Source organism: Paludibacterium purpuratum, from assembly GCF_004363805.1.
Taxonomy (GTDB): domain Bacteria; phylum Pseudomonadota; class Gammaproteobacteria; order Burkholderiales; family Chromobacteriaceae; genus Paludibacterium; species Paludibacterium purpuratum.
The window spans coordinates 1-23,975 of sequence record NZ_SNZP01000018.1 but is presented as its reverse complement, the minus strand read 5'-3'; the positions used below and the strand labels follow the sequence as shown (position 1 = coordinate 23,975).

The window sequence follows — 23,975 nt, the reverse complement described above, 5'->3', positions numbered from 1 at the left end:
GGCGTTCCCGGGAAGGGAGCCTGCGAACCGCATCATATTCCATTACAATAGCACGCCATGACAGAGCACTGTTTCCACTGCGGGCTGCCGGTCCCGCCAGACACGCACTTCACCATCAGCGAGTCGTCACGTCGGCACCCCGCCTGCTGCGCCGGATGCCAGTCGGTGGCGCAAGCCATTTTCGACGCCGGCCTGGGCGACTATTACCGCCATCGCGAGGCCTCGGGTCAGCAAGCTCAGCCGCTCCCGCCGGAAGTGATGCAGCAGATCGCCCTGTACGACGACGAGGCACTGCAACAATCGTTCGTGCGCGCAGAGCCGGACAATGTGCGCGAGGCGGCCCTGATGCTCGAGGGCATCACTTGCGCTGCCTGCGTCTGGCTAGTCGAACAACAATTGCTGCGCCTGCCAGGCGCGCTGTCGGTCGACATCAACTACACCTCGCACCGCGCCCGGGTGCGCTGGGACAACGCGCGACTGCGGCTGTCCGACATCCTCGGGGCCGTGACCCGCATCGGCTACCGCGCCCATCCTTACGATAGTGCGCGCCAGGAAGCACTACAGCAAAAGGAACGGAAGCGAGCGATAAACCGCCTTTGGGTGGCCGGTTTGTCGATGATGCAGGTCATGATGTACGCCGTGCCGATCTATGTGGCGCAAGTCAACGAAATCGAGCCGCGCTTTCTGTGGATGCTGCACTGGGCCAGCTTCCTGCTGACCCTGCCGGTGATGCTGTACTCGGCACTGCCGTTCTACCGCGGCGCATGGCGCGATCTGCAAGCGCGCCGCGTCGGCATGGACACGCCGGTGGCCATCGGCATCCTGACGGCCTTCGGCGCCAGTAGCTGGGCACTGTTCAACCACATCGCCCAGGGCGTGTACTTCGACTCGGTGTCGATGTTCGTTTTCCTGCTGCTCGGCGGCCGCTACCTCGAAGGCATGGCGCGCCGCAAGGCCGGCGAGGCACTGGAAAGCCTGGTCAAACTGATTCCGGCATTCGCGCACAGGCTCTCCGAATGGCCGACGACACGCCAAACAGAAGAGATCGCCGTCAGCATGCTCGAGCCCGGCATGACGCTCTTGGTGCGCCCAGGCGAAACCATTCCGGTCGACGGCATGGTGCTCGACGGTATCAGCGCCAGCAACGAATCGCTACTAACCGGAGAGAGCAGGCCGGTAGACAAACACATCGATAGCCCCGTGATCGCCGGCAGCGTCAATCTGACCGGTCCGCTGGTGGTCCGCATCACCGATACGGGTCCGAACACCCGACTAGCCGCCATTGCACGCCTACTGGATCAGGCGTTGGCGCAAAAGCCGCGTCTGGCGGTGCTGGCCGACCGTTTCGCCAGTCTGTTCGTTGCCCTACTGCTCATCACGGCCGCACTGAGCTTCGCGGCCTGGGAGTTCATCGAACCCTCGCGCGCCTTATGGATCATGGTGGCCGTTCTGGTGGTTTCGTGCCCCTGCGCCCTGTCGTTGGCGACGCCGGCCGCACTCACGGCGGCGGGCGGCAGGCTGGCGCACATGGGGGTACTGGTCACCCGCGGACACGCGCTGGAAACCATGGGGCGCATTACCGACGTGGTGTTCGATAAAACCGGCACACTGACCGACGGCGATATGCAATTGCTGGCCATGCAGACATATCGACCGGATTTGAGCGAGGACACGGCACTCGCGCTGGCGCAACAGCTCGAGACCGGCAGCGAGCACCCGTTGGCGCGCGCATTATTGGCCGGCGCGGTGGCGCCGCATGCCGCCGCGGCGCTACGCAATTATCCCGGTCGCGGCGTCGAGGGCATGGTGGACGGCGAAACTTGGCGTCTCGGGCAAGCCGAATTTATCGCCGAGTTAACGGGCCGCACGCCCGAAACCGACGACTGGCAAACCGGCAGCTCGCTGATCTGGCTCGGCAACCGGCACGGCCTGGCGGCACGCTTCGCCATCGGCGACCAAGCGCGTCCCGAGGCCGCCCAAACCGTCGACACCCTGGCGCGGCTCGGCCTGCGCATTCATTTACTAAGCGGCGACGGCGAAGGTGCGGTCGCCCGGCTGGCCCGGCAACTCGGCATCGCACACTGGCGCGCCGCCGCCACCCCCCAGGAAAAGCTCGACCATGTCGCCGGACTGCAAGCCGCCGGCGCACGGATCCTGATGGTCGGCGACGGCATCAACGATGCCCCCGTACTGGCGCGCGCCGATCTCTCCATCGCCATGGGCGGCGGCACCGACGTCGCCCGCGCCAGCGGCGACATGGTACTGATCGACGACAATCTGAATCTAATCGCACAAACCTGGCGCGTCGCCAAAAAAACGCAGCGCATCATTCGGCAAAACTTGTGGTGGGCCGCCGCCTATAATCTGGTAGCGCTGCCGTTGGCCGTCAGCGGTCACGTCACCCCCTGGCTGGCAAGCCTCGGCATGGCGACCAGCTCGCTACTAGTCGTCTCCAACGCGCTGAGATTGATCGAGAGGAAAGCCTGATGGAAAGCCTGTACTTGCTGATTCCGCTGAGCATCGTACTGACCTTCGTCATCGGCCTGATTTTCTGGTGGGCGACGCGGAACGGCCAGTTCGACGATATGGAAGGCCCGGCGCACCGCATATTGATGGACGACGACAACGTCGACCAGCAAGAAGAACGCGACAACCATCCCTAAACTCAGCCCAGGAGCCCGCTCACGTGCAAGCCGGTTTTGACTTTTTCGTTACTCGTCGCTTTCTGCCCCTGTTTGGCACCCAATTCATGGGGGCTTTCAACGACAACCTGCTGCGCACAGCCGTGGTGGTATTGATCAGCTATTACGGTTTGTCATTTCTCGGCCTACCGGCCGAACAGTTGGTCAACCTGGCCGCCGGGATCTTCATCTTGCCGTTTTTCCTATTCTCGGCCACGGCCGGCAAAGTCTCGGAATGCTTCGACAAGGCGCGCATCGCAAGGGTGGTGAAGCTGGCGGAAGTCGGCATCATGCTACTCACCGGCGCGGGGCTATTCTTGCACTCGACGCCCATGCTGCTCGGCGCATTGTTCTTGATGGGCACGCATTCGACCTTTTTCGGTCCGCTGAAATATTCGGTACTGCCACAATATCTCAACAGCCACGAACTGGTCGGCGGCAACGGTCTGATCGAAATGGGCACATTTCTGGCGATTCTGTTCGGCCAGATCATCGGCAGCCTGATGATGCACCACGGCCCGCTGGCCGCCACCGCGATCACGCTCGCCACCGCCCTAACAGGTTATGGCTTCAGCCGCGCCATGCCACCGGCGCCGCCGACGGCGCAGCATCTGAAACTATCGCTCAACGTTGTGGCCGACAGCAGCCGATTGGTGCGCAGCGCATGGCGCATCGACGGTGTCCGTTCGGCCATTCTGGGAATTTCCTGGTTCTGGCTGATGGGCGCAGTCTATACCACACAACTGCCCACCTTCACCCGACTGCATCTGGGCGGCAACGCCGATGTCTACACACTGCTACTGGCTGTGTTCTCGGTCGGCATCGGCGCAGGCTCGGTGCTGTGCGCCAAGCTGTCGCGCGGCCGCTTGCAACTAGGACTGGTTCTGGCAGGCAGCCTGGGCATGACCGTCGCCGGCACCGACCTGGCGCTTGGCGCCCTGCCGCTCTATCGCGGCGCCCTGCTCGACATTGCCACCTTCGTGCAAAGCGGCGGCAATTGGCACCACATCGTCGACTTGGCATGCCTGGGTTTTTTCGGCGGCTTCTTCACCGTGCCGCTCTACACTTGGCTGCAAACCGCGAGCCCAGACGCATTTCGCTCGCAAGCCGTGGCGGCGAACAACATCATCAACGGCTTTTACATGGTGGCCGCCGCCTTGGCCAGTGCGCTGCTGTTGGGCTGGTTGCACAACATCGCCATGCTGTTCTTGGCCGTCTCGCTCATCAACGTACTGGCACTCGCCTTGCTGGTGCGCGGCGCACCCATTATCTGGAAAACGCGCCTAGCCTGGCTGGGACGCTAGCGTCGCCCCCTCCGCCGCACACGCCGCCAGCAGCGCCGACTCCAGCGCACTGGCCTCGCGTAGCGGACGCAACTGCTCGAACAACATCGCCGCCTCGGGAAAACCGCGCTTGAGCTGACCGAGCCACTGCTTGAGCCGCGCAGCCGGATAGGTCGACCCTTCGCCGCAGGCCCGGCACTGGCGCAGGAAATCCAACAGCCAAGGCAAAAAATCCGCCCAGCGCATCGGTGCCGGCGCCTCGCCGCGAGCGCGCGCCGCAATACGTGCCGCCAGATCGGGCCTGGCGATCAGGCCGCGACCGATCATCACCCGTTCGCAGCCGCTGATCTGGCGGATAGCGTCGTAATCCGCCAAGGTCCAGACCTCGCCGTTGGCCACCACCGGAATAGCCACCGCCTCGCGGATGCGCGCCACCCAATCCCAATGCGCCGGCGGCCGATAGCCCTCGACCTTGGTGCGTGCATGCACCGTCAAGCGTGACGCGCCACCCGAGGCCAACGCGCGGGCGCAATCCAGCGCACGCATTTTATCGTCGTAACCCAACCGCATTTTGGCGCTGACAGGCACTGCCGGCGGTAGCGCCTGACGCACCGCCCGCACGATTTCGCCCAGCAGTTCGGGTTCGTTGAGCAGTATCGCGCCGCCACGATGGCGATTGACGCTCTTGGCCGGACAACCGAAATTCAGATCGATGGCCGGCGCACCCAGTTCGACCGCGCGGGCGGCATTGTCGGCCAGACAGGCGGGGTCGCTCCCCAGCAGTTGGACATGTACCGGCGTACCGGCGCGGGTGCGCGCACCATGCGCAAGCTCGGGCGCCAGACGCAGCCAGGTGCGCTCGGGCAGCAGAGAGCTGGTCACCCGCACAAATTCGGTTACGCACAAATCGATGCCGCCCATGCGCGTCAGCACATCGCGCATCACGGCATCCACCAACCCCTCCATCGGGGCCAAGATCACTTCCATGACAAGGACTTCCAGATCGCAACCAGGCGCAGATTGTACCCGCTCCCCCTGCCCGCGCGAGAAAAACCGTTACACCGCCCTTGCGGCGCGTGCGCCCGGCGCCGCCATTGACTATAAAGTGAAGGACAATTACAGCGGGAGAGGCTCTTGGGGCTCAACTTGCCGTCCAATCTATTCACCATGCACCGACTGGTGGAAGACGCGGAGTTCGTCTACCGACTCAACGACAAATACCGCGCCACCTTGCTCGCCGGCAACGACGCGCCACTACCGACCAACCTCCCCCCACTGGAGACGGCGCCCCTGCAGGCGACACAACATCTCGCCCGCTGCCTGGGCGGCATACTCGGCCATTTCATCCGCCTGGACGACTCCCGCCAACTGCTACAGGCGATGATCGCGCACATCGTCCAGATGGTGCAGCAGTCGCCCGACGGTTGCGTAGCGGCCATCCTGCTCACGCCTCACAGCCAATACACCGCACACCATAGCGTCAATTGCGCCTTGCTCGCCGCGCGCATGGCCGACAGCCTGGCCATGCCCGCACAGGAAAAGAACATCCTGATCGGCGCGGCGCTGACCATGAATCTGGGTTCGGTCGATGTGCAAAACCAGATGGCCAGCCAGGACGGCCCACCCAGCACCATGCAACGCCAAGTGCTCGACATCCATCCGCTGCTCAGTTCCGCCATGCTGCGCGAAGCCAGCATCGACGATGCGCTCTGGCACAGTACAGTCATCATGCATCACCAGCGCAGGGATGGCCGCGGCTACCCCTTTGACATCGGCGAGACGGACATTCCACCCTTGGCACAGCTACTGCACTTAATCGACGTCGTCACCGCAAAACTCATGACGCGCACCTATCGCAACAGCATCGCGCCCAAAGTCGCCTTGGCTTCTATTTACGCCGGACACGGCGAAGCGTTCGACCCCGCCAACATCGCCCAGATCGTCAAGATCCTCGGCATCTACCCGCCCGGCAGCTTCGTCGAATTGGAAAACTTCGACAGAGCCTTGGTCATCAAGAACGGTTCGAGCGCCACCACGCCCCTGGTGGTGCCGATTCGCACCCCGAACCAACCGATCGACACCTCATTACCGGGTTATCATGTAAAATCCGCATTAAGCATGCGCGTCGAAGCGCGCTACCTGCCGTTATTCTCTCAATACTGGCGTTAAACCCATGCACCCCATTCCCGGCATTTATCGTCACTACAAGGGCCAGCTCTATGAAGTGCTCGGCATCGCCCGCCACTCGGAAACCGAAGAGCCGCTGGTCATGTACCGCGCGTTATACGGCGAATACGGCCTGTGGGCCCGCCCTCAGGCCATGTTCAACGAAACCGTGACAGGCCCAGAGGGCGAGATGCCGCGTTTTGCCTTGATCCGACCCTTCTAACTGCCATGAGGCGATGACGCCGCACCGCCAGAAACGTCCATTAAAGCGCTAACCTTAGAAGAACTTTCCCCAGCTTCAACGACCTTATTTCCTCTTCTTCAAACTCGTGCTGCGCGGCAAGCTGTTTGCCTTCACGGCGCTCGCCGTGCCCAAACACCAAGCCCCCCCTGGAGCGCGATGAACGAAGACACGCTATTTCGCCAAGAAGCGATTGATGGGCAAGCCGATCAATTGTTGGGGCCGGTATCGGTGGCGTTGTCGTTCAAAACCGGCGCGCTGGCTTATCTGTTCGCGTCGCTCGCCACCATGACGGCGGCCTACCTGACGTGGGGCAACTATACCCGGCGCGTCACCGTGGACGGCTATATCCTGCCTGCCAGCGAAGTACTGCGCCTCTACGCCGCCCAATCCGGCACCGTGACCCAACGTCATGTGCAGGAGGGGGCGTTGGTGCAAAAAGGCCAACGCTTGTTCTCGGTCAGCGGCGAACGCCACGGCGAATCGGGGCCGGCACAGGGAAAAATCGCCGAAACACTGCTCGCTCGGCTGCACTCGTTCGAGCACAGCATGCGGCAGCACCAGGATCTACTGAAGTTGCAAACGCAAGATATGTCGCTGCGCTTGCAACTCTTGGCGCGGGAAATCGCCCAGGCGGGGCACGAACTGGCGTTATCGCGTCAGCGATTGGATCTGGCGCGCCAAACCATGCAGCGCTATCGGCAGCTCGCCGAGGCGGGCTTCGTCTCGCCGTTGCAATTGCAACAAAGGGAAGTGGAGCGGCTGGAGGTCGCCCAGCGGGTCTCCACGCTTGCACGCACGTTGGTCACGCTGCAGCGCGAAAAAGCAGAGCTCGCCGCGCAACAGCGCACGCTACCGCTACGGCAGGCAACCCAGCAGGCGGAGCTCCGGCGCGGCACACAGGCCGTGCAGCAGGCACTGCTAGAGAACGAAGTGCTGCGCGAACTGCTCGTCGTCGCCCCCGAAGCCGGACGCGTCACTGCGATTGCCGCCCAGCCGGGCACCAGCGTCACTCCCTTGCGCCCGATGGCCATATTGATCCCCCAGCAGGCACCGCTGGAGGCGCAGTTATTCGCCCCCAGCAAAGCGATCGGCTTCATCCAACCGGGTGCGCGCGTCAAACTACGGCTGGAAGCGTTTCCGTACCAAAAATTCGGCCATGTCGACGGCACCGTGACCGAAGTGGCACGCACCGCCCTGTTGGCCGGGGAAATCCAGGCGTTGAGCCAAATGACGGAACCGCTATATCGCATCCGTGTCGCGCTGCAGAAGCCCACCATTCTCGCCTACGGCAAGGAAACCCCACTACTGCCGTCAATGCGCGTCACAGGCGATATCATGTTGGAAACTCGCCGCTTGTACGAATGGGTGTTTGAGCCGCTTTATAGCGTCACCGGCAAATGGTAAATCTGAAGCAGCGCCTCGCCTTTGGGCCGACACTACCTGTCGTGTTACAAACCGAAGCGGCCGAGTGCGGGCTGGCGGCATTGGCCATGGTCGCCGGCTACCATGGCCACCGCATCGACTTATTGACGCTGCGACGCCGCTTTGCCACTTCGCTCAAGGGCATGACGCTGGCCGACCTGGTGCGTACCGCCGAGCACCTGGGCATGGCTGGCCGAGCACTCAGACTGGAACTCGCCGAGTTATCGCAACTGCAGCGCCCGGCGATTCTGCATTGGAATCTGAATCATTACGTGGTGCTGGCACGCGTCGCCGAACACGGCATCGTCATCCACGACCCGGTCGCAGGCCGGCGCCATATCAATTGGCATGAGGTATCGCGCCATTTCACCGGCATTGCGCTGGAGCTATCCCCGACAGCGGCGTTTCGCAAAATCGAAGAAACGCAATACCTGCCCTGGCGACACTTATTGGCCGGCACCACCGGCTGGCGCCAGGCCGTGGCACAGATTTTTCTATTGGCGTTGATGCTCGAACTGTTGGCACTGGCTACGCCACTGTTCTCGCAATGGTTGGTCGATAGCGTACTGTTGAGCGCCGACCAGGATATGCTCAAAGTGTTGGTGGTCGGCTTTTTGCTGGTCGTCATGGCGCAAGCCCTGGTGTCGGCTGTGCGTGCCTGGGCCGTACTGCAGTTCAGTACCCTGGTCGGCCTGCAATGGACCACACGCATTTTCAGTCATCTGTTGCGCTTGCCTCTGGCATGGTTCGAAAAGCGCTTCATCGGCGATATTTCGTCCCGCTTTCAGGGTGCTGCCACGATCCAACAAACCCTGAGCCGTTACTTCATCGAAGCCCTGCTGGATGGCTTGCTGGTCATCGGCACCTTGTGCGTCATGCTGCGTTATAGCACCTCTCTGGCAATGATCTCCTGCATCGGCCTAGCGACTTACGGTCTGCTGCGTTGGGCCTGGTATGGCCATCTGCGAGAAGTCAGCGAAAAATTGCTGGTCTTGGAGGCCCGCCAAGATGGCCACCTCCTGGAAACGTTGCGCGGCATTCAAGCCGTCAAGCTGTTTCAACGACTGGGCGAACGACGTTCGGCTTGGCTGAATCTGTTGATCGAGCGCACCAACACACACGTCAAGTCGGAAAAGCTCGCTATCGCCTACCACACGAGCGAAATGCTGCTGCTCGGCCTGCAGCAGGCTGCGGTACTGTGGTTCGGTGCCTCTTTGGTATTGGACCAGTCGTTCTCGGTGGGCATGTACCTCGCCTTTACCACGTACAGCACGCAATTCGCGACACGCATGGCAGGGCTGATCGGCAAGGCGGTGGAGCTGAAAATGCTACGCCTGCAAGTCGAACGCTTGGCGGACATCGTATTGAGCGAGCCCGATCCGCCGCCCCGATTGGGTACGGTAAGCCCCGCGGATTCTTCGATTGAATTTCGCCACGTTTCGTTTCGCTTTGCCCCCAACGAACCCTGGTTAATACGCGACCTCAGCTTCACCATACGCGACGGCGAATCGGTCGCCCTGGTCGGCCCGAGCGGGTGCGGCAAAACCACCCTGTTAAAAATGGTGTTAGGCATTTTCCAGCCGATCGACGGCGAAATATTGATCGGCGGCGTACCGTTACGTGCCTTAGGTCATCACGGCATACTGGAACGTTGCGCCTGCGTCATGCAAAACGATCAACTGTTCGCCGGCTCCATCCTGGACAACATCGCCTTTTTCGACCCGCAGCCGGATCTGGCGCGCGTGGAAGCCTGTGCCCAATCCGCCGCACTGCACGCCACCATCATGGCGCTGCCAATGGCCTACCACACCTTAGTCGGGGATATGGGCACCACGCTTTCCGGCGGGCAAAAACAGCGCCTGTTATTGGCACGGGCCCTCTACCGTCAACCGCATATCCTGCTGCTTGACGAAGCCACCAGCCATCTGGACGTGGATCTCGAACGGCAAATCAATCACGCAGTGGCGCTGCTCAACATGACACGCGTATTGATCGCCCATCGGCCCGAGACCATCGCCTCGGCGGAACGCGCGATCCACATTGGACAGGCGGCAAGATTTGATATCTGAATTAACCTGGATATGCTGAAATCACACGCCGCACTCGGCAAAAGCGGGTCGACTAGCCCTAGCGACAATCCAAGGAAACGTCATGACAAACCACACGGCAAGCGAAGTCGCTGTTACGCAGGAACCCCTTGAAATGGCCTATTTGGCTGGTGGTTGCTTCTGGTGCCTGGAAGCCATCTTCTCCAGCATCGGCGGCGTGCGGCAGGTGATCAGCGGCTACTGCGGCGGACAATCGCCCAACCCGGACTATCAGGCGGTATGTGGCGGCGAGACCGGCCACGCCGAGACGGTGCGCATCGAATTCGATCCGAGGGTCGTGTCCTACATCACTTTGCTGGAGGTGTTCTTCAGCATTCACGACCCGACCACCCTCAACAGACAGGGGCACGATATCGGTACCCAGTACCGATCCGCCATCTTTTATCAGGATGACACTCAACGCGATTCGGCGCGGGCAATCGTGCGAAAACTCACCGAAACCGGACATTTTCCGCAGCCTATCGTGACCGAAATCGCGCCCGTCGGCACATTTTATCCTGCAGAAAACCATCATCAACGATATTATTGGCAAAATCGCCAGGCGCCCTATTGCCAAGCCGTCATCGCACCGAAGATTGCCGCCTTTCTCCGGCAGCACCCCGCTCTGTTCGACGACTGATTGCCGCAATGGCGTGCAGCCGGGCTTTCGGGCGCGCGCGCCGTTGTCTAGTCAGGCTGTATGAGAAAAAAATTCACCCGCAAGCTGCTGTATCTATTGGGACTCTTGCTGGCAACCTTGCTAGCGGGCACGCTCGGCTACACGCTCATCGAAGGCTGGTCGGTACTCGACAGCCTGTTCATGACGGTCATTACGCTATCGACTATCGGCTATGGCGAAGTGCATCCGCTGGATACCGGCGGCCGCATTTTCACCATCCTGTTGATCGTGCTGGGCACCGGCGTCGTCGGTTACGGCATTTCCTCACTGACCCTGATGCTGTTTCAGGGCGATCTTCCCCTCTACCTCAAGCGTAAAAAAATGGAAAAGGTCATTGCCCGCTTTTCGGGACACGTCATTCTGTGCGGCCTCAGCCGAACCGGACTTTACACGCTGGAAGAAATCGAGCGCAGCGGGCATCAGGTGGTGGTCATCGAACGCAACGATGCCATCGCCAACCAACTCGAAGCACGCGGCGTACCCTACATCGTCGGGGATGCCACCCAGGACGCCAATCTGCTGGCCGCCGGCATCGACCAGGCTCAAGCGATCATCACCTGCCTGACCTCCGACGCGGAGAATGCCTTCGTCATCGTGACCGCCAAGAGCCTGAACCCGGCGATCACCACCATTTCCAAGGCGGAAAACGAAAGCACCCGCAAGAAACTGACGGCTGTCGGCGCAGACAAGGTCGTGGTGCCCTCGATGCTGGGCGGCATGAGCATGGCCAATAGCGTGTTGCGCCCGGAAACCCAGCGCTTTTTCGAAACGCTGCACAACCGCTATCCCGATACATTCAAGGCCGAGATCATCACCACCGAGGAACAGTGGGATGGCCAGCCGCTGCAGGACTACCAGGCCGCCCAGGGTGGCCGCTTGCTGATCGTCGCGCTAGAGCACCCCGGCGAAGAAGTTCAGTTCGGCCCGGGCCCGGACACCCTGCTGAAGACCGGCACCGCCATCATGATCATCCGCAACCGCTGATATGTCCAAACGCGACACTCCTCCCACGGCGCATACCGGCTTCTGGCTCGGGCAGAAACTTCTGCTGTCCGAGGCACCCCGCAAGGCCTGGGCCTGGTTTTTCGCCACCTGGCTCGTGCTGAGCCTGCTCGCGGTCGGCCTGATGATCGGTGCCGACATCCAGCGCCAGCAACAGCATTTCAAACGCGTCTCGTTCTATCTGACGCGCAGCGTCGAAGCCCGGTTAAAAAGTTGCGAACTCGTCATGTTCGGCTTCGAAGATATCATCGCCAGCGATCCTGACGTGCGCGACACCGAGCTGCGCAGCTATGCGCAGCAGGCCGCCAAACGCTACAGCTTCATCTACTCCATGGGCTTTCAACAACGTATCGCCCATTATCAACGGCCAACCTTCGAGTACGCCCAGCGCGATACCTTTGGCCCGGACTTCCGTATCCGCGACTATCAGCACGATGGCCACGCCGGATGGCTCCAAAGCGCCAACTGGCATACCGCGCCGGCCCGAGAATCCTACATCCCCTTCACCATGGCGGAGCCCGCGCTGACGCAAAACGCCCGTAGCGCCATGGGGCTCGACCTTCTGGCAGACACGATCGTCGGTCCGACGGTGGAACGTGCGTTGCGCAGCACCGATATCGAGGTCACACCGCTGTTACGCCTAAGCAACGACCAATCGGCCATCGCCTACATCCATGCCCTGTACTCGCCTTCGCCACCCTCGACCAGCCCGATCATGCGACCGGAAGAGAGTATCGGCATCGTCACAATACTGTTGCGTATCGACGGACTGATCAACCTGCACGACGAGCAATCGGATTTATTCGACATCACGCTCTCGCGCCAGGAGGGTGCTTCCAGCCAGTACGACAGTGCCGTCTACTCGCGGCACGCCCTCCTATCGCCCAGCCAGCTCGACTTGCTGCTGCCGCGCATAGAGCGCCGCGAACAAATCGCCACGCCTTACTTCCCGTACGAACTCAACATCTCGAGCCAGTTGCGGCTCCACACGATCGACCGTGCGAACCTGCTCCTGGCCATCCTGGCCGCTGCGCTGCCCAGCTACCTGATTCTGCTGATCGTGACCATCCGTCACAACGCGCGCAAGGATCGGGAATTCGCCGACGACAGCCTATATCGCACGCGGGAACACGCCATGGTGACGCTACAGGCCATCAGCGATGCCGTGATCACCATCGACAATCAGCGCATGGTGCAATACCTGAATCCGGCCGCCCAGCGCCACCTCGGCACCAGCGAAGAGCAGGCCATCGGCCATCCATTGGGCGAGGTCTTCAAGTTGCGCTACGAGTTCGCCCGCCGCGCGGTAGCCGATCCATTCATCGAATGTCTCGCCAAGCAGCAGCCACGGGAATTGGAAGAAAACAGCTATCTGCTGTGCCCCGACGGCGAAAAACTGCTGATCGAAGGCTCCGTGTCGCCGTTGTTCGATCGCAACCGCGGCCTGATCGGCGCCGTGCTGGCCTTTCGCGACACCGCGCCGCTGCGGCGCCGTATGCTCGAGGCGCTAGAAACCAGCGAGGCGCGCCTCAAGCAACACGAGTACGAACTGGCCCGCGTCACGCGTATCACCTCGATGGGGGAGATGGCCTCGGGTATCGCCCATGAAATCAATCAACCGCTGTCGGCCATCATGAGCTATTGCCAGGCCAGCCTGAGCCTGCTTGAGGAAGACGACCCCAACCTGGAGCTGATCGTCCAGGCCATCCAATCGGCCGTCAACCAGGCAGACCGAGCGGGCAAGATCGTGCACCGTCTGCGCGAATTCGTCTCCAAGAAGACACACCAACACACGCCGGTGGACGTCAACCACGCCATCAGCAATGTACTGGCTCTGGCCGACTACGACCTGCGCCAGCACGAAATCACCGTCGACTACCACCCCGGCAGCCACCTACCGCTGGTTTACGCCGATACCATTCAATTGGAGCAGGTTGTACTCAATCTGGTACGCAACGCCATCGACGCCATGCACGGCCAATCCCACCCCGGCTGCTTGTTCGTCGAAACCAGCTTCAGCGCTCGCCACGTCTGCATCAAAGTGGGCGACAACGGCCCGGGCATCGGCGATGATAAGATCGACAATGTTTTCGCCCCGTTCTTCAGCACCAAGAACGGCGGCATGGGATTGGGCCTGACCATCTGCCAAACCATCATCGAAAGTTTCGGCGGACACATCAGCACCCACAACCGATCGAGCGGCGGCGCCGAATTCGTGGTCGAGCTGCCGCCGCTCGACACCGGCACACCACCGTATATCGATACGAGAGAATGACATGACCACCATGACGCCCACCGTCTATATCGTGGATGACGACCCGGCCGTCCTCGACTCATTGGCACTATTGATCAGCGCCCAGGGCATGCGCGCCCTCAAATTTTCCAGCGCTCAAGCATTTCTGTTGCAGTGCCAGCCTGGCGAGATCGGCTGTGCCGTCCTCGACATCCGCATGCCGCACATTAGCGGACTGGCGCTGCAGGACACGATGGCCGAACGCGGCATCAACATCCCGTTGGTGTTCATCACCGGCCATGGCGACGTCGAGCAATGCCGACGCGCCTTCAAGAACGGCGCGATCGACTTCCTGACCAAGCCGGTCGATCAGATGCGATTGGTCGAGAGCTTGCGCCGAGCCATCCGACTCAGCATCCGTCAACACAGCCAAGAGGTGGAAACCCAAGAGGTTCTGGCACGGCTTGCACGCATCAGCGGCCGAGAGCGCGAAGTACTCGAAGGCGTGGCCGCCGGTTTGTCGAGTAAGGAAATTGCCAGAGAACTCGACCTCTCGCCACGCACGGTCGAAGTGCACCGCGCCAACCTGTTCAGCAAGCTCGATGTGACTTCGCTGGCCGATCTGATCCGCTTCTACCTCAAAGCGCTCGAAGCGACCGGCATGAAGCACAATGCAGACGACATGAGCAACAACCGGTAAACTACCCGAATGCAAAGTCTGTTCAAAAACGTCGGCCTAGTCGCTCGCCACAGTAAGCCGAACATCGTCGCAAGCTTGCGCCAGTTGGCCGACCACCTGGCACAGCACGGCATCAATGTCTTCATCGACAAGGAAAGCGCCACGCAGGTCGAGGCCGGCGGGCATGCGCTGATCGACCGCATGGACATGGGGAAACTGGTCGACGTGGCCATCGTGCTCGGCGGCGACGGCACCATGCTGTCGATCGCGCGCCTGTTGGCGCCCTACCGCGTGCCGATGATCGGGGTCAACCAGGGCCGGCTTGGCTTCATGACCGACATCCCGCTGCATGAGATGCTCGATTCGGTCGACGCCATCCTGCAAGGGCAGTTCATCCCCGAAGATCGCATACTGCTGCAGACCGTGGTCTTGCGCGAAGACGCCGAAGTGGCCAACGCCCTGGCCTTCAATGACGTGGTATTCAACCGCGGCGCGGTCGGCACCATGATCGAATTCGAAGTATTCATCGACAACCAGTTCGTCTACAGCCTGCGTTCGGACGGCCTGATCGTCTCGACTCCGACCGGCTCAACCGCCTATGCGCTGGCCTCGGGCGGCCCGATCCTGCAGCCCACGCTACAAGCGATCACCCTGGTGCCGATCTGTCCGCAATCGCTGAACAATCGACCGATTGCCGTCAACGACTCCTGCGAGGTCGAGTTCATGCTGACGCGCGGCCTGGATGCCCGCGTACATTTCGATGGCCAATCCAACTGCGACCTGATGGAAATGGATCGGGTGCTGATCCGCAGCTACCGCAACCCGCTGCGCATCCTGCACCCGCTCGGCTACAACTATTACGACATGCTGCGCCACAAATTGCACTGGGGCGAGCGACTTCTCTGACACCGGATGCCGACTGCCATGCTGTTATCGCTTAGCATCAAAGACTTTGTCATCGTCGACGAACTGGCGCTCGATTTCGCCGCCGGCTTTACCGTGCTGACCGGCGAAACCGGCGCCGGCAAATCCATTATCCTCGACGCGCTGGGCTTGGCGCTCGGCGACCGTTCCGAGGGCGCGCAGATCGTGCGCGAAGGCTGCGACCGCGCCGACATCTGCGCCCGCTTCGCCATCGTCGACCGCCCGGATCTCGCCGCCTGGCTCGCCGACAACGAACTGGCCGGCGACGAAGGCGAAATTCTGCTGCGACGTATCGTCGACAAGAGCGGCCGCTCCAAAAGCCTGATCAACGGTCAGCAAGCCACGCTCGCTCAGCTCAAGCTGCTCGGCGACGCCCTGATCGACATCCATGGTCAGCACGCGCACCAGTCGCTGGCAAGTGGCGACACTCAGCGCACGTTGCTCGATGCCTACGCCGGCGCGGAGGCGCTCGCTCGCGAGGTCGAAGGCGCCTGGCAGGCATGGCAAAGCGCCCGGAGAGCCCGGCTCGAAGCCGAAAAAAACGCACAGCACACGCAAAGCGAGCGCGAGCGGCTCGACTGGCAGATCAGCGAAGTCGCCGCACTCGGCATTCATCCCGGCGAATGGGAAACCCTGAATCAGACGCACGACCGACTGGCCAACGCCGCAGAATTGCTTGCCAGCGCCCACCAAGCCATCGACGCGCTATCGGAAACGGACGGCAACTGCCTGTCGCTACTGGCCGCGGTGCAAAACCGGCTAGGCAAGCTGGCTCACCTCGACCCGCGCCTGTCGGAGGTTCAGACTTTGCTCGCCTCGGTCGACGCCGAGCTGCACGAAGCCACGCACAGCCTGCGCGACTACGTCGGCCATATCGAAGAAGACCCGCAACAACTCGCGGAGATGGCGCACCGACTGGACACCTTGATGAGCATGGCGCGCAAATATCGCTGCCAGCCGCAAGACTTGCCGCAACGGCTGGAAGAGTGGCAGCGCCAGCTCGGCGAACTCGACGCCGCTGCCGATCTGGCGGCGCTGTCGCACGCCGAAAACGAACTCGACGCCGCCTATCGTCATATCGCCGACAAATTGAGCGCAACGCGCCATAAAGCTGCTGGCAAGCTTGGCCGACGCGTCGCCGAGGAAATGCAAACCCTGGCCATGAACGGCGCCCGTTTCGACATCGCCCTCACCCCGCTCGGCACGCCAGGCTCGCACGGTCTGGAAGACATCGAATACCTGGTCGCCACCAACACCGGCACCCGCTTGCAAGCGCTAGGCAAGATCGCCTCCGGCGGCGAACTGTCCCGCATCAGCCTGGCGCTGCAAGTCGCCATCAGCCAAGTGGCGCGCGTACCGACGCTGATCTTCGACGAAGTCGACGTCGGCATCGGCGGGCGAGTGGCCGAGGTCGTCGGCAAGAAACTCCAAGCCTTGGGCCAACACTACCAAGTGCTGTGCGTCACCCATCTACCGCAAGTGGCTTCATGCGGCGATCAACACTGGCAAGTCAGCAAGGAAACCCGGAAAAACCAGACCTTGAGTCGCATTCAAGTCCTCGGCGATAACGAACGGGTGCACGAAGTGGCGCGCATGCTTGGCGGCGTGGAAATCACCGACGCCACTCGGCATCACGCGGCGGAAATGCTGGCGCTTAACGCCCGACCGGTGTAGCGAAGTCTCGATCCACAGATCCAGAACTTGGCCGATCTCGTCCAAGCTCAAGCCTAGGCGCTTCAAGGCGGCGATCCGCTCCAAGCGGTGAGCCACCGGCTCGTCGTCGTGCCTGCCGTTGGCTTACAGCAACATCGGTAGACGAACATTTCCCCTTAATGTCAAAAACGCAGACAGATAGCATTTTTTTTGACATAATCATATCTTAAATTCATAGTTAACAATTGATGGCCTTAATTTAAATCGAAACCGCAATTAGCCATACCGGTTACCGATGCCAACCGCCCCACAAGAGACCCCATGAACATTGCCCTACTCCAAGAGACCGGCCGCGCCATGCCATTTGGGCTGCCTGCATTGTTCTACGGCGCATTGGGCGCGCTGGTCGTACATCTGTGCCAACAGCTTGTGGAGGAAACCAGCAATGCCATCGACCCTGCCAGCCGCGTGATCCGAACCTCGCGCGCCGCATTTAGCATCGGCGGCCTGGTTTGGGTGCTCGACGTGACCGGTTTCTTCATCTATCCGGACCTATCCACCGACGGCTTGCCACTCACGCCGGCACTGTTGGGGCTATTGATCAACAGCTTCAGCGCCAGGTTGACCGTCCCCACGCTGAGCACCGACACGCACGCCGGTCGCGTCTGCCTAGCCGCGCTCGGCTTGGCGCTCGGCATGCTACTCGGTCATGCCGTGCTGTCGTTCGGCTTCGTACCCGGCACGCTGACCATCGAACCGTCGGCCTTCGCCGCATCGCTGGCGCTGGCGGTTCTTCTCGCCGCCGGTCTCGCGCTCAAGCATCGCAAAGCACGCCTCAGCGCCATCGGCAGCCAGTTCACACCCCTGACCTGGCGACTGAAAATCCTGGCAGGCATGCTGATTCCGCCTTTACACTGGTGCCTGGTCACGACGTTCCCCCTGCCAAGCTCGACCGAGCTCGTCCCGAACAGCAGTGCACACTTACTGATCACCGTCCTCGCCTTCGGCCTGGCCATTACCGCCGACCAGCTGCAGGCCATACACTCCGAACGGCGCCGGCAACGTTCATTCCGCAACGTAGTCACACCGGGCGCCAGTAGCGTCGCGGCAAGCCAAGGCCACGACCGGCAACTCGCCCTGATCTCCGCCCGATTGCCGGAGCTTTTGCACCCCAAGCAGCTGCAGATCCACTTTCAGCCCATCGTCACACCGCACCAACCCAAGGCGCACTTCGAAGCGTTGCTACGCGTCAGCGACCCCGTGCTGGGTCGCATCAACCCGGAAAAATTCATCCTGGCCTGCACGCTGCAGGCCCAGGGCGCGCACGTCGACATGCTGATCATCGGCAATGCCCTCGATCACCTGGCCGACTGGACCCGCCAAGGTTTCGACAGCGCCACCATCAACATCAACGTCTCGCCCGCCACCCTACTGGAGGCGGACTTCGTCGACTGGATCCACTGCCAGCTACAGCAACGCGAACTGGCCCCCAGCCGTGTGCGGCTGGAAATCACCGAACACGCGCTGATCGCCAACGGTGGCGAAATGGTGCGCATCATCCGCCAACTGAAGGCCAAAGGTATCGGCGTGATCATGGACGACTTCGGCTCCGGCTACTCATCGCTCGGCCTGTTGGCGGATCTCCCCATCTCGGGCTTCAAATGCGACCGCCTATTCATTAAAGGCCTGGTGCAGGACACCCGCCGCCAAGCCCTGCTGAAGAAAATCGCCGAATTGGCGGTGGATCTAGGCATCCCGGTCACCGCCGAAGGCGTGGAAACCCGGGAAGAGTTGGATATCGTCATGCAAAGCGGCATCGCCAGCGTGCAAGGCTACTACTTCGCCAAGCCGATGCCGGCACCGGACATTCCCGCGTGGTTCGCCGGGCAGGCTTGGTGACGTGAAATTTTAAAGGCCGTCAACGACAAATGTCGTTGGCGGCCTATCAATTTATTCTGGCGGAAGCTCAGGGATTCGAACCCTGGAAACCTTTCGGTTTGCCGGTTTTCAAGACCGGTGCAATCGACCACTCTGCCAAGCTTCCGGGAAGTGCGACATGATAGCGGCTCGCGCCGCTTTTGGCTAGGGCGTCACCGGCCGCATCGCGCCTTGCGCCCGCTTCTCGCGCACAAACTCCTCCACCGTCAAAGGCGTGCCTGGCAAGCCGGTACGGTGCGCCAATTGCGTGACGTGCGGCGGCTCGAGATGGGCTTGGCGCAGCACTTCCTCCTCGGCGAACACTTCGCGCGTCGAGCCGTCGAGCAAGACCCGCCCTTGCGCGAACACCAGCGTGCGCTCGAAGGTTTCCGCGACGAAATCCATGTCGTGAATGATGGTCAATACCAGCTTCCCCTGGGCAACCAAGTCGCGAATGATCGCCTTGATGTGTTCCTTGCCGGAAAAATCCTGAGCAATGGTCGGTTCGTCGAAGATGATGATCTCGGTATTCATCGCCACGATGGAAGCGATACTGATCAATTTGCGTTCGGACAGACTCAAGTCGTAGGGGTTGTCGTTGATGCGCCCCGCCAGACCGACCATCGCCAATGCCGCATCGGCACGCTCGCGCGCTTCGTCTTGGCTTTGGCCGATATTGAGCGGGCCGAACATGACTTCGTCGAGCACCTTGTTCTTGAATATCTGGTCGTTGGGATTCTGAAACACCAGCCCGATGTGGCGCGCCAACGCCGCCACGGTGGCATCGCTGGTATTGATGCCATTGATGACCACGTCGCCGCCGACAGGCTTCAACAGCCCCTTGAGCAGCTTGACGAAGGTTGTTTTGCCGGCGCCGTTCTGGCCGATGATGGCGGTCGAGCGGGCGTCGAAAGCCAACGAGATATCGTTCAGGATGGGCTCGCCCGCGGTGTAATGAAACACCAGGTTGCGGATCTCGATCTTATTCATGCCAATTCACCACCTGGTCGTAGGCGTCGTCCAACGTCATCGGATAGAGCCCGGTCTGCGGGGTCCGGATGCCCAGCCCCTGACAGATGCGGGCGAAGATCGGCGCGGCGATGCCGTATTGCGCGAGATCATCGCGCGAGAACACGCGCTCGGGCGTGTCGAAATCCACCAGCCGCCCGTGGTCGAGCAGCATCACCCGGTCGGAGTAACGGGCGATCTTCTCCATCTTGTGCTCGACCATGATCACCGTCATGCCTTGGCGGCTCAAGGCCTGGATCGCCTGGAACACCTCTTCCGAGCCTTGAGGATCGAGCTGTGAAGTGGGCTCGTCCAATACGATGATGTCCGGTGCCATGGCAATCACACTGGCGATGGCCATGCGTTGCATCTGGCCACCGGACAAATCGAATGGGTTGCGCTTACCGAAACGCTCGATGCCCAACAGCGCCATGGCACTCTCGATACGCGGCATCATTTCCGCGCGCGGCACCCCCAGGTTCTCCAAGCCGAAGGCCAGCTCTTCGTACACGGTCATCTTCGAACCGCTCACCTGGGTAAACGGGTTCTGGAATACCAGACCGACCTTACGCGCCAGTTCGCAGATTTCGGTCTGGGCGACGTTCAAGCCGTCCACCGTCACCGAACCGCCGTAAGCGCCTTTATAAAAATGCGGCACCAGCCCCATCAGGGCTTGGCACAACGTGGACTTACCGGCCAGATTGCGGCCGATGATACCGATGAATTCGCCCTTTTCGATTTCGAACGACACATCGTTCAGCGCCAGCTCGGCCGTTAGCGGATAACGATACTTCAGCCCTTCGACGACGATCTTCTTCATGACACGACTCTCCATGCCACCGCCGCCGCCATGGCTGCCAACAGCACAATCTTGATCACCCGGTTACTGGTGCTGACCCGCTCTTCGTTGAGGAAGGTCTTTTGTGCGCGCGAACTGAACGCGCGCACTTCCAGCGCCAGCGAGCGCTCGCGCGTACTGACCAGCGAATTCATCACCACCGGCCCGATCAGCGGCAGGAAGGCACGCAGGCGCACCATCAGGCTACCTTCGGTTTCCATGCCTCGCGATCGCTGGGCGTCGGTAATGGTTTCCATGGTGCCGGTCATCTGCGGGATGATTTGCAGCACGGAAGACAGCACATAACCGAAATGCGGCGACAGTCCCTGGCGCACCAACGACTCGATCAGATCGGACGGACGGGTGGTCAGCACCAACAGTGCGAAGGCGCACAGGATGTTGAGCACCCGCACGCAAATAGCGGCGGAGAACAGCAAGCCTTCGCGGTAGAAATGCACGCCGCCGAGTGCGAACATGACTTGACGGTTGCCGGCGTAAAACAGCCCTTGGATGATCACCACCGAAATCAACACCAACATACTGAAGCCGATCAACGGCACCACCTTGCGCAGCACTCGGGCCAGCACCAACAGCATCAGGCTGAGCCCGAGCATCGCCAAGCCGGCGGTAAAGCCGGTCAGCACCACGGGGATGAAGATGGCGGCCGCGATATACAGCAGCTTGCTGATCGGATCCACTCGGTGGATCAGCGTGCCGTTATCCTGATAGAGGCTAAGCGCTTTCAAGATGGGCGTCCTTACAGTTGCTCGGTCTGACTATCGTGGCGGAACAGGATCGTCATCTTTTGCGGCAAGCCCTTGAAGATGCCATAGGCCACGATCACCGTCGCGATCTTGTCCGGCACGTCGACGATGAATTCGTCGACCGTCGACGACATCCACACCGGGAAGTGATGCGCCGCCATCCAGGCAAACACCAGGTCGCCCCAGACGTTACCGGTCTGACCGCCCCAGAAGCCAATATTGATCGGCGTGGAGATCACCGTGGACACCACCGCGGCAATCAAACCGACCACCACGGCACTGCCGATGCCGGTAATACGGCCGCGATGCGCCAACACACCCACCGACAGACCGATACCGATACTGGTCAGGCCATAGATAAAGGAGATTGGATCCATGGTCAGGCCATAGATGACGTTGTTGATCGCGCCGCAGATCGCGCCGACCACCGGCCCGGCAAGCATGGCGGCCAGCACGGTACCGATGGCGTCGAGCCACAGCGGCAGTTTCAGCAGGCCGGCGAACAGCTTGCCGATATAGTTGATGCCGACAGCGGCCGGAATCAGCACCAAAGCCGATGTCGAGAGTTTCAGACTCCACATGCTGTTTTTCATGACAGTGCCTCCTGTGTGTGTGACATATCCGCGCCTAGGCGCAGACGTAACTTGCTCATTGCCGCGCCAGGCCGACGATGGCTTCCAGCGCGGTCAGTATCTCGTTGCGTTCGCCGACGGCGGTACGGCTTTCGCCGGTGACGTAATCGTTGATGCCGGCTTCGATATTGCCGTCGTGCTCGACCACCACATTCAAGATCGATGCCGCGCGCAAACCGCGCAGCCGGGCGATCACCAGCAACGCCGAGGTTTCCATATCGGCGGCCAACACGCCGTGCTGGCGCCAGTGCTCGCGCGAAGCCTCCTCGCGATCGGTGTAAAAGCTGTCGTGGCTATGGACGATGCCGCAATGGTGGGCAAAGCCTTGCGCCTTGGCACTGGCAAGCAAACCGGTCAATAGCCCGGTGTCGGGCACCGCTGGAAAAAGGTCGCCGACATAAGCGCGCGAGGCGCCATCGTCGCGCACCGCGCCACAGGCGATGACCAGATCGCCCAGCCGCATGTCGGGCTGCAGCGCACCGCAACTGCCGATGCGGATCAGCGTGTGCACGCCGATACTGCGCAGCTCTTCCACCGCGATACCGGCCGATGCCCCGCCGATCCCGGTGGAGACCACCATGACCGGCACACCTTTATAACTGCCTCGGCAACTCTTGTATTCGCGGTTGAAGGCGATATCCACCGGATGGTCGAGAAAAGCCTTCACCCGATCGACCCGCTCCGGATCGCCGGGCAGAATCGCGAACGGGGCCGCGTCTTTGCGACCGCAGCGGATATGCGGCTGCTTCGCCTCCGACATGATGCGCTCACTTTCTTTGGTAAAAATCGTATGTTTTCTTTTCGGACTCGGTCTGCAATGCGGGCCAGTCGACGATGGCGATCGTGTGCCCCTCGACCGCGATCAACCCTTCCTCGCGCAGACTTTTGAGTATGCGGTTGACGCTCCGTGTTGCCACGCCCATCAACTCGCCCAATTCCTCGCGGTCGACCGTCACCGGCTTCTCGCGCGCCACCACCGCCAGCAGATACTGGCAGATACGCTGGCGCAAGGAGTACAGCGTATCGACCCCCGCCTTTTCGCTCAGCATATAGATCTGATGGCACAGGCTGCGCGTGAACGAATCGCTGATATTGCGATCGAGCCCCAGCCAGCGGATAAACGGCTCGCGCTTGAGCTTCAGCAGCACCACATCGGAAATGGCTTCGACGAAACAGCTATACGGCCGCTGATCGAAAATTTCATGCTCGCCGATGTAGTTGCCTTGCTTGTAAATCGCCAGCGTGTACTTGCGCCCGCTTTCGGTCATCACATAAATACGCACCAGGCCGGAGACGACGATGTACAAGCTGTCGTAGACCTGGCCCTGGTTGAGTCTGAATTCGCCCTTGCGGCAACGCGCCACCGAAAACTCTTTGAGCACCTCGTAGGGGCACCCTTTCAGCAGTTCGTAAATGCCGCGTTCCTGCTCGACAATCGTGATGACGTCGTCAATGCTTCTCGCCATTGCGCCCTCTCCAGCTGTCCCTAGCCATCATACAAGTTCGGGGTTTTATATAAAGGACAAGTAGGTTTTATCCATGAGTAAATCGACTACCATAAGCGGGAATTTTCTTCATTTTCGGGACATTTGTCCCGAAGCATGTAATGCCATGACTACAGAACGGCATGCGACGTACTTTGGTCGAAAATAGAAACGGCCGCAGAAGTGAACTGCACCCCAAGAGTTGGACACCGTTCCAACCTTTGGGGTGTTTTTCATGGCAAAACATAATGAAGATTTCAAACGTACCGTCGTTCAGGA

Annotated in this window: 22 protein-coding genes, 1 tRNA gene and 1 pseudogene; 14 read left to right on the top strand and 10 right to left on the bottom strand. The window is 61.0% G+C overall.

From position 1 onward, the window contains the following. The first annotated feature begins 57 nt into the window (after positions 1-57). The 3 genes from DFP86_RS17740 to DFP86_RS17730 are packed head-to-tail and all read left to right on the top strand — an operon-like array spanning position 58 to position 3,985. On the top strand, positions 58-2,487 hold the full coding sequence (locus DFP86_RS17740; protein ID WP_133683779.1) for a heavy metal translocating P-type ATPase: 2,430 nt from the start codon (positions 58-60) through the stop codon (positions 2,485-2,487). Further along, positions 2,487-2,663: a cbb3-type cytochrome oxidase assembly protein CcoS gene (ccoS, locus tag DFP86_RS17735; RefSeq protein ID WP_133683777.1), complete on the top strand. Its 177-nt coding sequence runs from the start codon at positions 2,487-2,489 to the stop codon at positions 2,661-2,663. The genes DFP86_RS17740 and ccoS overlap by 1 nt, the downstream gene beginning before the upstream one ends. Before the next feature lie 23 nt (positions 2,664-2,686). Further along, positions 2,687-3,985, top strand: coding sequence for an MFS transporter (locus DFP86_RS17730; RefSeq protein WP_243729437.1), 1,299 nt, complete (start codon positions 2,687-2,689; stop codon positions 3,983-3,985). Here DFP86_RS17730 and DFP86_RS17725 read toward each other — a convergent pair. After that, on the bottom strand, positions 3,965-4,951 hold the full coding sequence (locus DFP86_RS17725) for a tRNA dihydrouridine synthase (RefSeq protein ID WP_133683775.1): 987 nt from the start codon (positions 4,949-4,951) through the stop codon (positions 3,965-3,967). The two genes, DFP86_RS17730 and DFP86_RS17725, sit on opposite strands and share 21 nt — an antisense overlap. A 147-nt stretch (positions 4,952-5,098) precedes the next feature. Between DFP86_RS17725 and DFP86_RS17720 the strand changes: the two genes are divergently transcribed. From DFP86_RS17720 to recN, 10 genes are all read left to right on the top strand, one after another. Next, positions 5,099-6,133 (top strand): HD-GYP domain-containing protein, encoded by a 1,035-nt coding sequence (locus DFP86_RS17720; RefSeq protein ID WP_133683773.1) that lies wholly within the window; start codon positions 5,099-5,101, stop codon positions 6,131-6,133. A gap of 4 nt (positions 6,134-6,137) precedes the next feature. Continuing rightward, entirely contained in the window at positions 6,138-6,353 is a 216-nt protein-coding gene (locus DFP86_RS17715; protein ID WP_133683771.1) for a DUF1653 domain-containing protein, read from the top strand. 177 nt (positions 6,354-6,530) lie between these two features. Then, on the top strand, positions 6,531-7,778 hold the full coding sequence (locus tag DFP86_RS17710) for an HlyD family secretion protein (protein ID WP_133683769.1): 1,248 nt from the start codon (positions 6,531-6,533) through the stop codon (positions 7,776-7,778). Next, positions 7,772-9,865, top strand: coding sequence for a peptidase domain-containing ABC transporter (locus DFP86_RS17705; RefSeq protein WP_133683767.1), 2,094 nt, complete (start codon positions 7,772-7,774; stop codon positions 9,863-9,865). Before DFP86_RS17710 ends, DFP86_RS17705 begins: the two co-directional genes overlap by 7 nt. Positions 9,866-9,947: 82 nt before the next feature. After that, entirely contained in the window at positions 9,948-10,523 is a 576-nt protein-coding gene (gene msrA / locus DFP86_RS17700) for a peptide-methionine (S)-S-oxide reductase MsrA (protein WP_133683765.1), read from the top strand. Positions 10,524-10,583: 60 nt separating this feature from the next. Beyond that, complete coding sequence (locus DFP86_RS17695) at positions 10,584-11,546, top strand: potassium channel family protein (RefSeq protein WP_133683763.1); 963 nt, start codon at positions 10,584-10,586, stop codon at positions 11,544-11,546. Position 11,547: 1 nt separating this feature from the next. Continuing rightward, a complete protein-coding gene (locus tag DFP86_RS17690; RefSeq protein ID WP_133683761.1) occupies positions 11,548-13,839 on the top strand; it encodes an ATP-binding protein in 2,292 nt (763 codons plus the stop codon). A gap of 1 nt (position 13,840) precedes the next feature. Then, complete coding sequence (locus tag DFP86_RS17685) at positions 13,841-14,497, top strand: response regulator transcription factor (RefSeq protein WP_133683759.1); 657 nt, start codon at positions 13,841-13,843, stop codon at positions 14,495-14,497. Between the two features lie 9 nt (positions 14,498-14,506). Then, positions 14,507-15,382 carry an NAD kinase gene (locus tag DFP86_RS17680; protein ID WP_133683757.1) on the top strand — a complete coding sequence of 292 codons (876 nt, stop codon included), beginning with the start codon at positions 14,507-14,509 and terminating at the stop codon, positions 15,380-15,382. An 18-nt stretch (positions 15,383-15,400) separates the two neighbouring features. After that, positions 15,401-17,074, top strand: a complete 1,674-nt coding sequence (gene recN, locus DFP86_RS17675) for a DNA repair protein RecN (RefSeq protein ID WP_133683755.1) — start codon at positions 15,401-15,403, stop codon at positions 17,072-17,074. A gap of 30 nt (positions 17,075-17,104) precedes the next feature. Here recN and DFP86_RS19875 read toward each other — a convergent pair. Next, positions 17,105-17,170, bottom strand: a pseudogene (locus tag DFP86_RS19875) (hypothetical protein); the annotation flags it as partial. A 204-nt stretch (positions 17,171-17,374) separates the two neighbouring features. On the opposite strand from DFP86_RS19875, the gene DFP86_RS17665 reads away from it, so the two are divergent. Further along, positions 17,375-18,952: an EAL domain-containing protein gene (locus tag DFP86_RS17665; protein WP_133683753.1), complete on the top strand. Its 1,578-nt coding sequence runs from the start codon at positions 17,375-17,377 to the stop codon at positions 18,950-18,952. Positions 18,953-19,009: 57 nt separating this feature from the next. On the opposite strand, the gene DFP86_RS17660 is transcribed toward DFP86_RS17665, so the two are convergent. The 8 genes from DFP86_RS17660 to DFP86_RS19495 form a co-directional block, all read right to left on the bottom strand. Continuing rightward, positions 19,010-19,097, bottom strand: a tRNA-Ser gene (locus DFP86_RS17660). Between the two features lie 38 nt (positions 19,098-19,135). Continuing rightward, entirely contained in the window at positions 19,136-19,960 is an 825-nt protein-coding gene (locus tag DFP86_RS17655) for an energy-coupling factor ABC transporter ATP-binding protein (protein ID WP_133683751.1), read from the bottom strand. Next, a complete protein-coding gene (locus DFP86_RS17650) occupies positions 19,953-20,798 on the bottom strand; it encodes an energy-coupling factor ABC transporter ATP-binding protein (RefSeq protein ID WP_133683749.1) in 846 nt (281 codons plus the stop codon). Before DFP86_RS17650 ends, DFP86_RS17655 begins: the two co-directional genes overlap by 8 nt. Further along, entirely contained in the window at positions 20,795-21,562 is a 768-nt protein-coding gene (locus tag DFP86_RS17645; RefSeq protein WP_133683747.1) for an energy-coupling factor transporter transmembrane component T family protein, read from the bottom strand. The genes DFP86_RS17650 and DFP86_RS17645 overlap by 4 nt, the downstream gene beginning before the upstream one ends. Before the next feature lie 11 nt (positions 21,563-21,573). Further along, entirely contained in the window at positions 21,574-22,173 is a 600-nt protein-coding gene (locus DFP86_RS17640) for an ECF transporter S component (protein ID WP_133683745.1), read from the bottom strand. A 55-nt stretch (positions 22,174-22,228) separates the two neighbouring features. Further along, the gene (locus DFP86_RS17635; RefSeq protein ID WP_133683743.1) at positions 22,229-22,972 is read right to left on the bottom strand and encodes a nucleoside phosphorylase; all 744 of its coding nucleotides are present in this window, start codon (positions 22,970-22,972) and stop codon (positions 22,229-22,231) included. 7 nt (positions 22,973-22,979) lie between these two features. Continuing rightward, entirely contained in the window at positions 22,980-23,678 is a 699-nt protein-coding gene (locus DFP86_RS17630) for a Crp/Fnr family transcriptional regulator (protein WP_133683741.1), read from the bottom strand. A gap of 67 nt (positions 23,679-23,745) precedes the next feature. Continuing rightward, the coding region (locus DFP86_RS19495) for a hypothetical protein (RefSeq protein WP_208108386.1) at positions 23,746-23,975 on the bottom strand (230 nt) is incomplete at its 5' end.

What these genes read in the sequence shown, in the direction of transcription:
- DFP86_RS17740 (WP_133683779.1), top strand. Translation starts at nt 58, where the DNA reads ATGACAGAGCACTGTTTCCACTGCGGGCTGCCGGTCCCGCCAGACACG.
- DFP86_RS17630 (WP_133683741.1), bottom strand. Translation starts at nt 23,678, where the DNA reads ATGGCGAGAAGCATTGACGACGTCATCACGATTGTCGAGCAGGAACGC.
- DFP86_RS17635 (WP_133683743.1), bottom strand. Translation starts at nt 22,972, where the DNA reads ATGTCGGAGGCGAAGCAGCCGCATATCCGCTGCGGTCGCAAAGACGCG.
- DFP86_RS17705 (WP_133683767.1), top strand. Translation starts at nt 7,772, where the DNA reads ATGGTAAATCTGAAGCAGCGCCTCGCCTTTGGGCCGACACTACCTGTC.
- recN (WP_133683755.1), top strand. Translation starts at nt 15,401, where the DNA reads ATGCTGTTATCGCTTAGCATCAAAGACTTTGTCATCGTCGACGAACTG.
- DFP86_RS17715 (WP_133683771.1), top strand. Translation starts at nt 6,138, where the DNA reads ATGCACCCCATTCCCGGCATTTATCGTCACTACAAGGGCCAGCTCTAT.
- DFP86_RS17725 (WP_133683775.1), bottom strand. Translation starts at nt 4,951, where the DNA reads ATGGAAGTGATCTTGGCCCCGATGGAGGGGTTGGTGGATGCCGTGATG.
- ccoS (WP_133683777.1), top strand. Translation starts at nt 2,487, where the DNA reads ATGGAAAGCCTGTACTTGCTGATTCCGCTGAGCATCGTACTGACCTTC.
- DFP86_RS17695 (WP_133683763.1), top strand. Translation starts at nt 10,584, where the DNA reads ATGAGAAAAAAATTCACCCGCAAGCTGCTGTATCTATTGGGACTCTTG.
- DFP86_RS17640 (WP_133683745.1), bottom strand. Translation starts at nt 22,173, where the DNA reads ATGAAAAACAGCATGTGGAGTCTGAAACTCTCGACATCGGCTTTGGTG.
- DFP86_RS17665 (WP_133683753.1), top strand. Translation starts at nt 17,375, where the DNA reads ATGAACATTGCCCTACTCCAAGAGACCGGCCGCGCCATGCCATTTGGG.
- msrA (WP_133683765.1), top strand. Translation starts at nt 9,948, where the DNA reads ATGACAAACCACACGGCAAGCGAAGTCGCTGTTACGCAGGAACCCCTT.
- DFP86_RS17650 (WP_133683749.1), bottom strand. Translation starts at nt 20,798, where the DNA reads ATGAAGAAGATCGTCGTCGAAGGGCTGAAGTATCGTTATCCGCTAACG.
- DFP86_RS17680 (WP_133683757.1), top strand. Translation starts at nt 14,507, where the DNA reads ATGCAAAGTCTGTTCAAAAACGTCGGCCTAGTCGCTCGCCACAGTAAG.
- DFP86_RS17710 (WP_133683769.1), top strand. Translation starts at nt 6,531, where the DNA reads ATGAACGAAGACACGCTATTTCGCCAAGAAGCGATTGATGGGCAAGCC.
- DFP86_RS17690 (WP_133683761.1), top strand. Translation starts at nt 11,548, where the DNA reads ATGTCCAAACGCGACACTCCTCCCACGGCGCATACCGGCTTCTGGCTC.
- DFP86_RS17655 (WP_133683751.1), bottom strand. Translation starts at nt 19,960, where the DNA reads ATGAATAAGATCGAGATCCGCAACCTGGTGTTTCATTACACCGCGGGC.
- DFP86_RS17685 (WP_133683759.1), top strand. Translation starts at nt 13,841, where the DNA reads ATGACCACCATGACGCCCACCGTCTATATCGTGGATGACGACCCGGCC.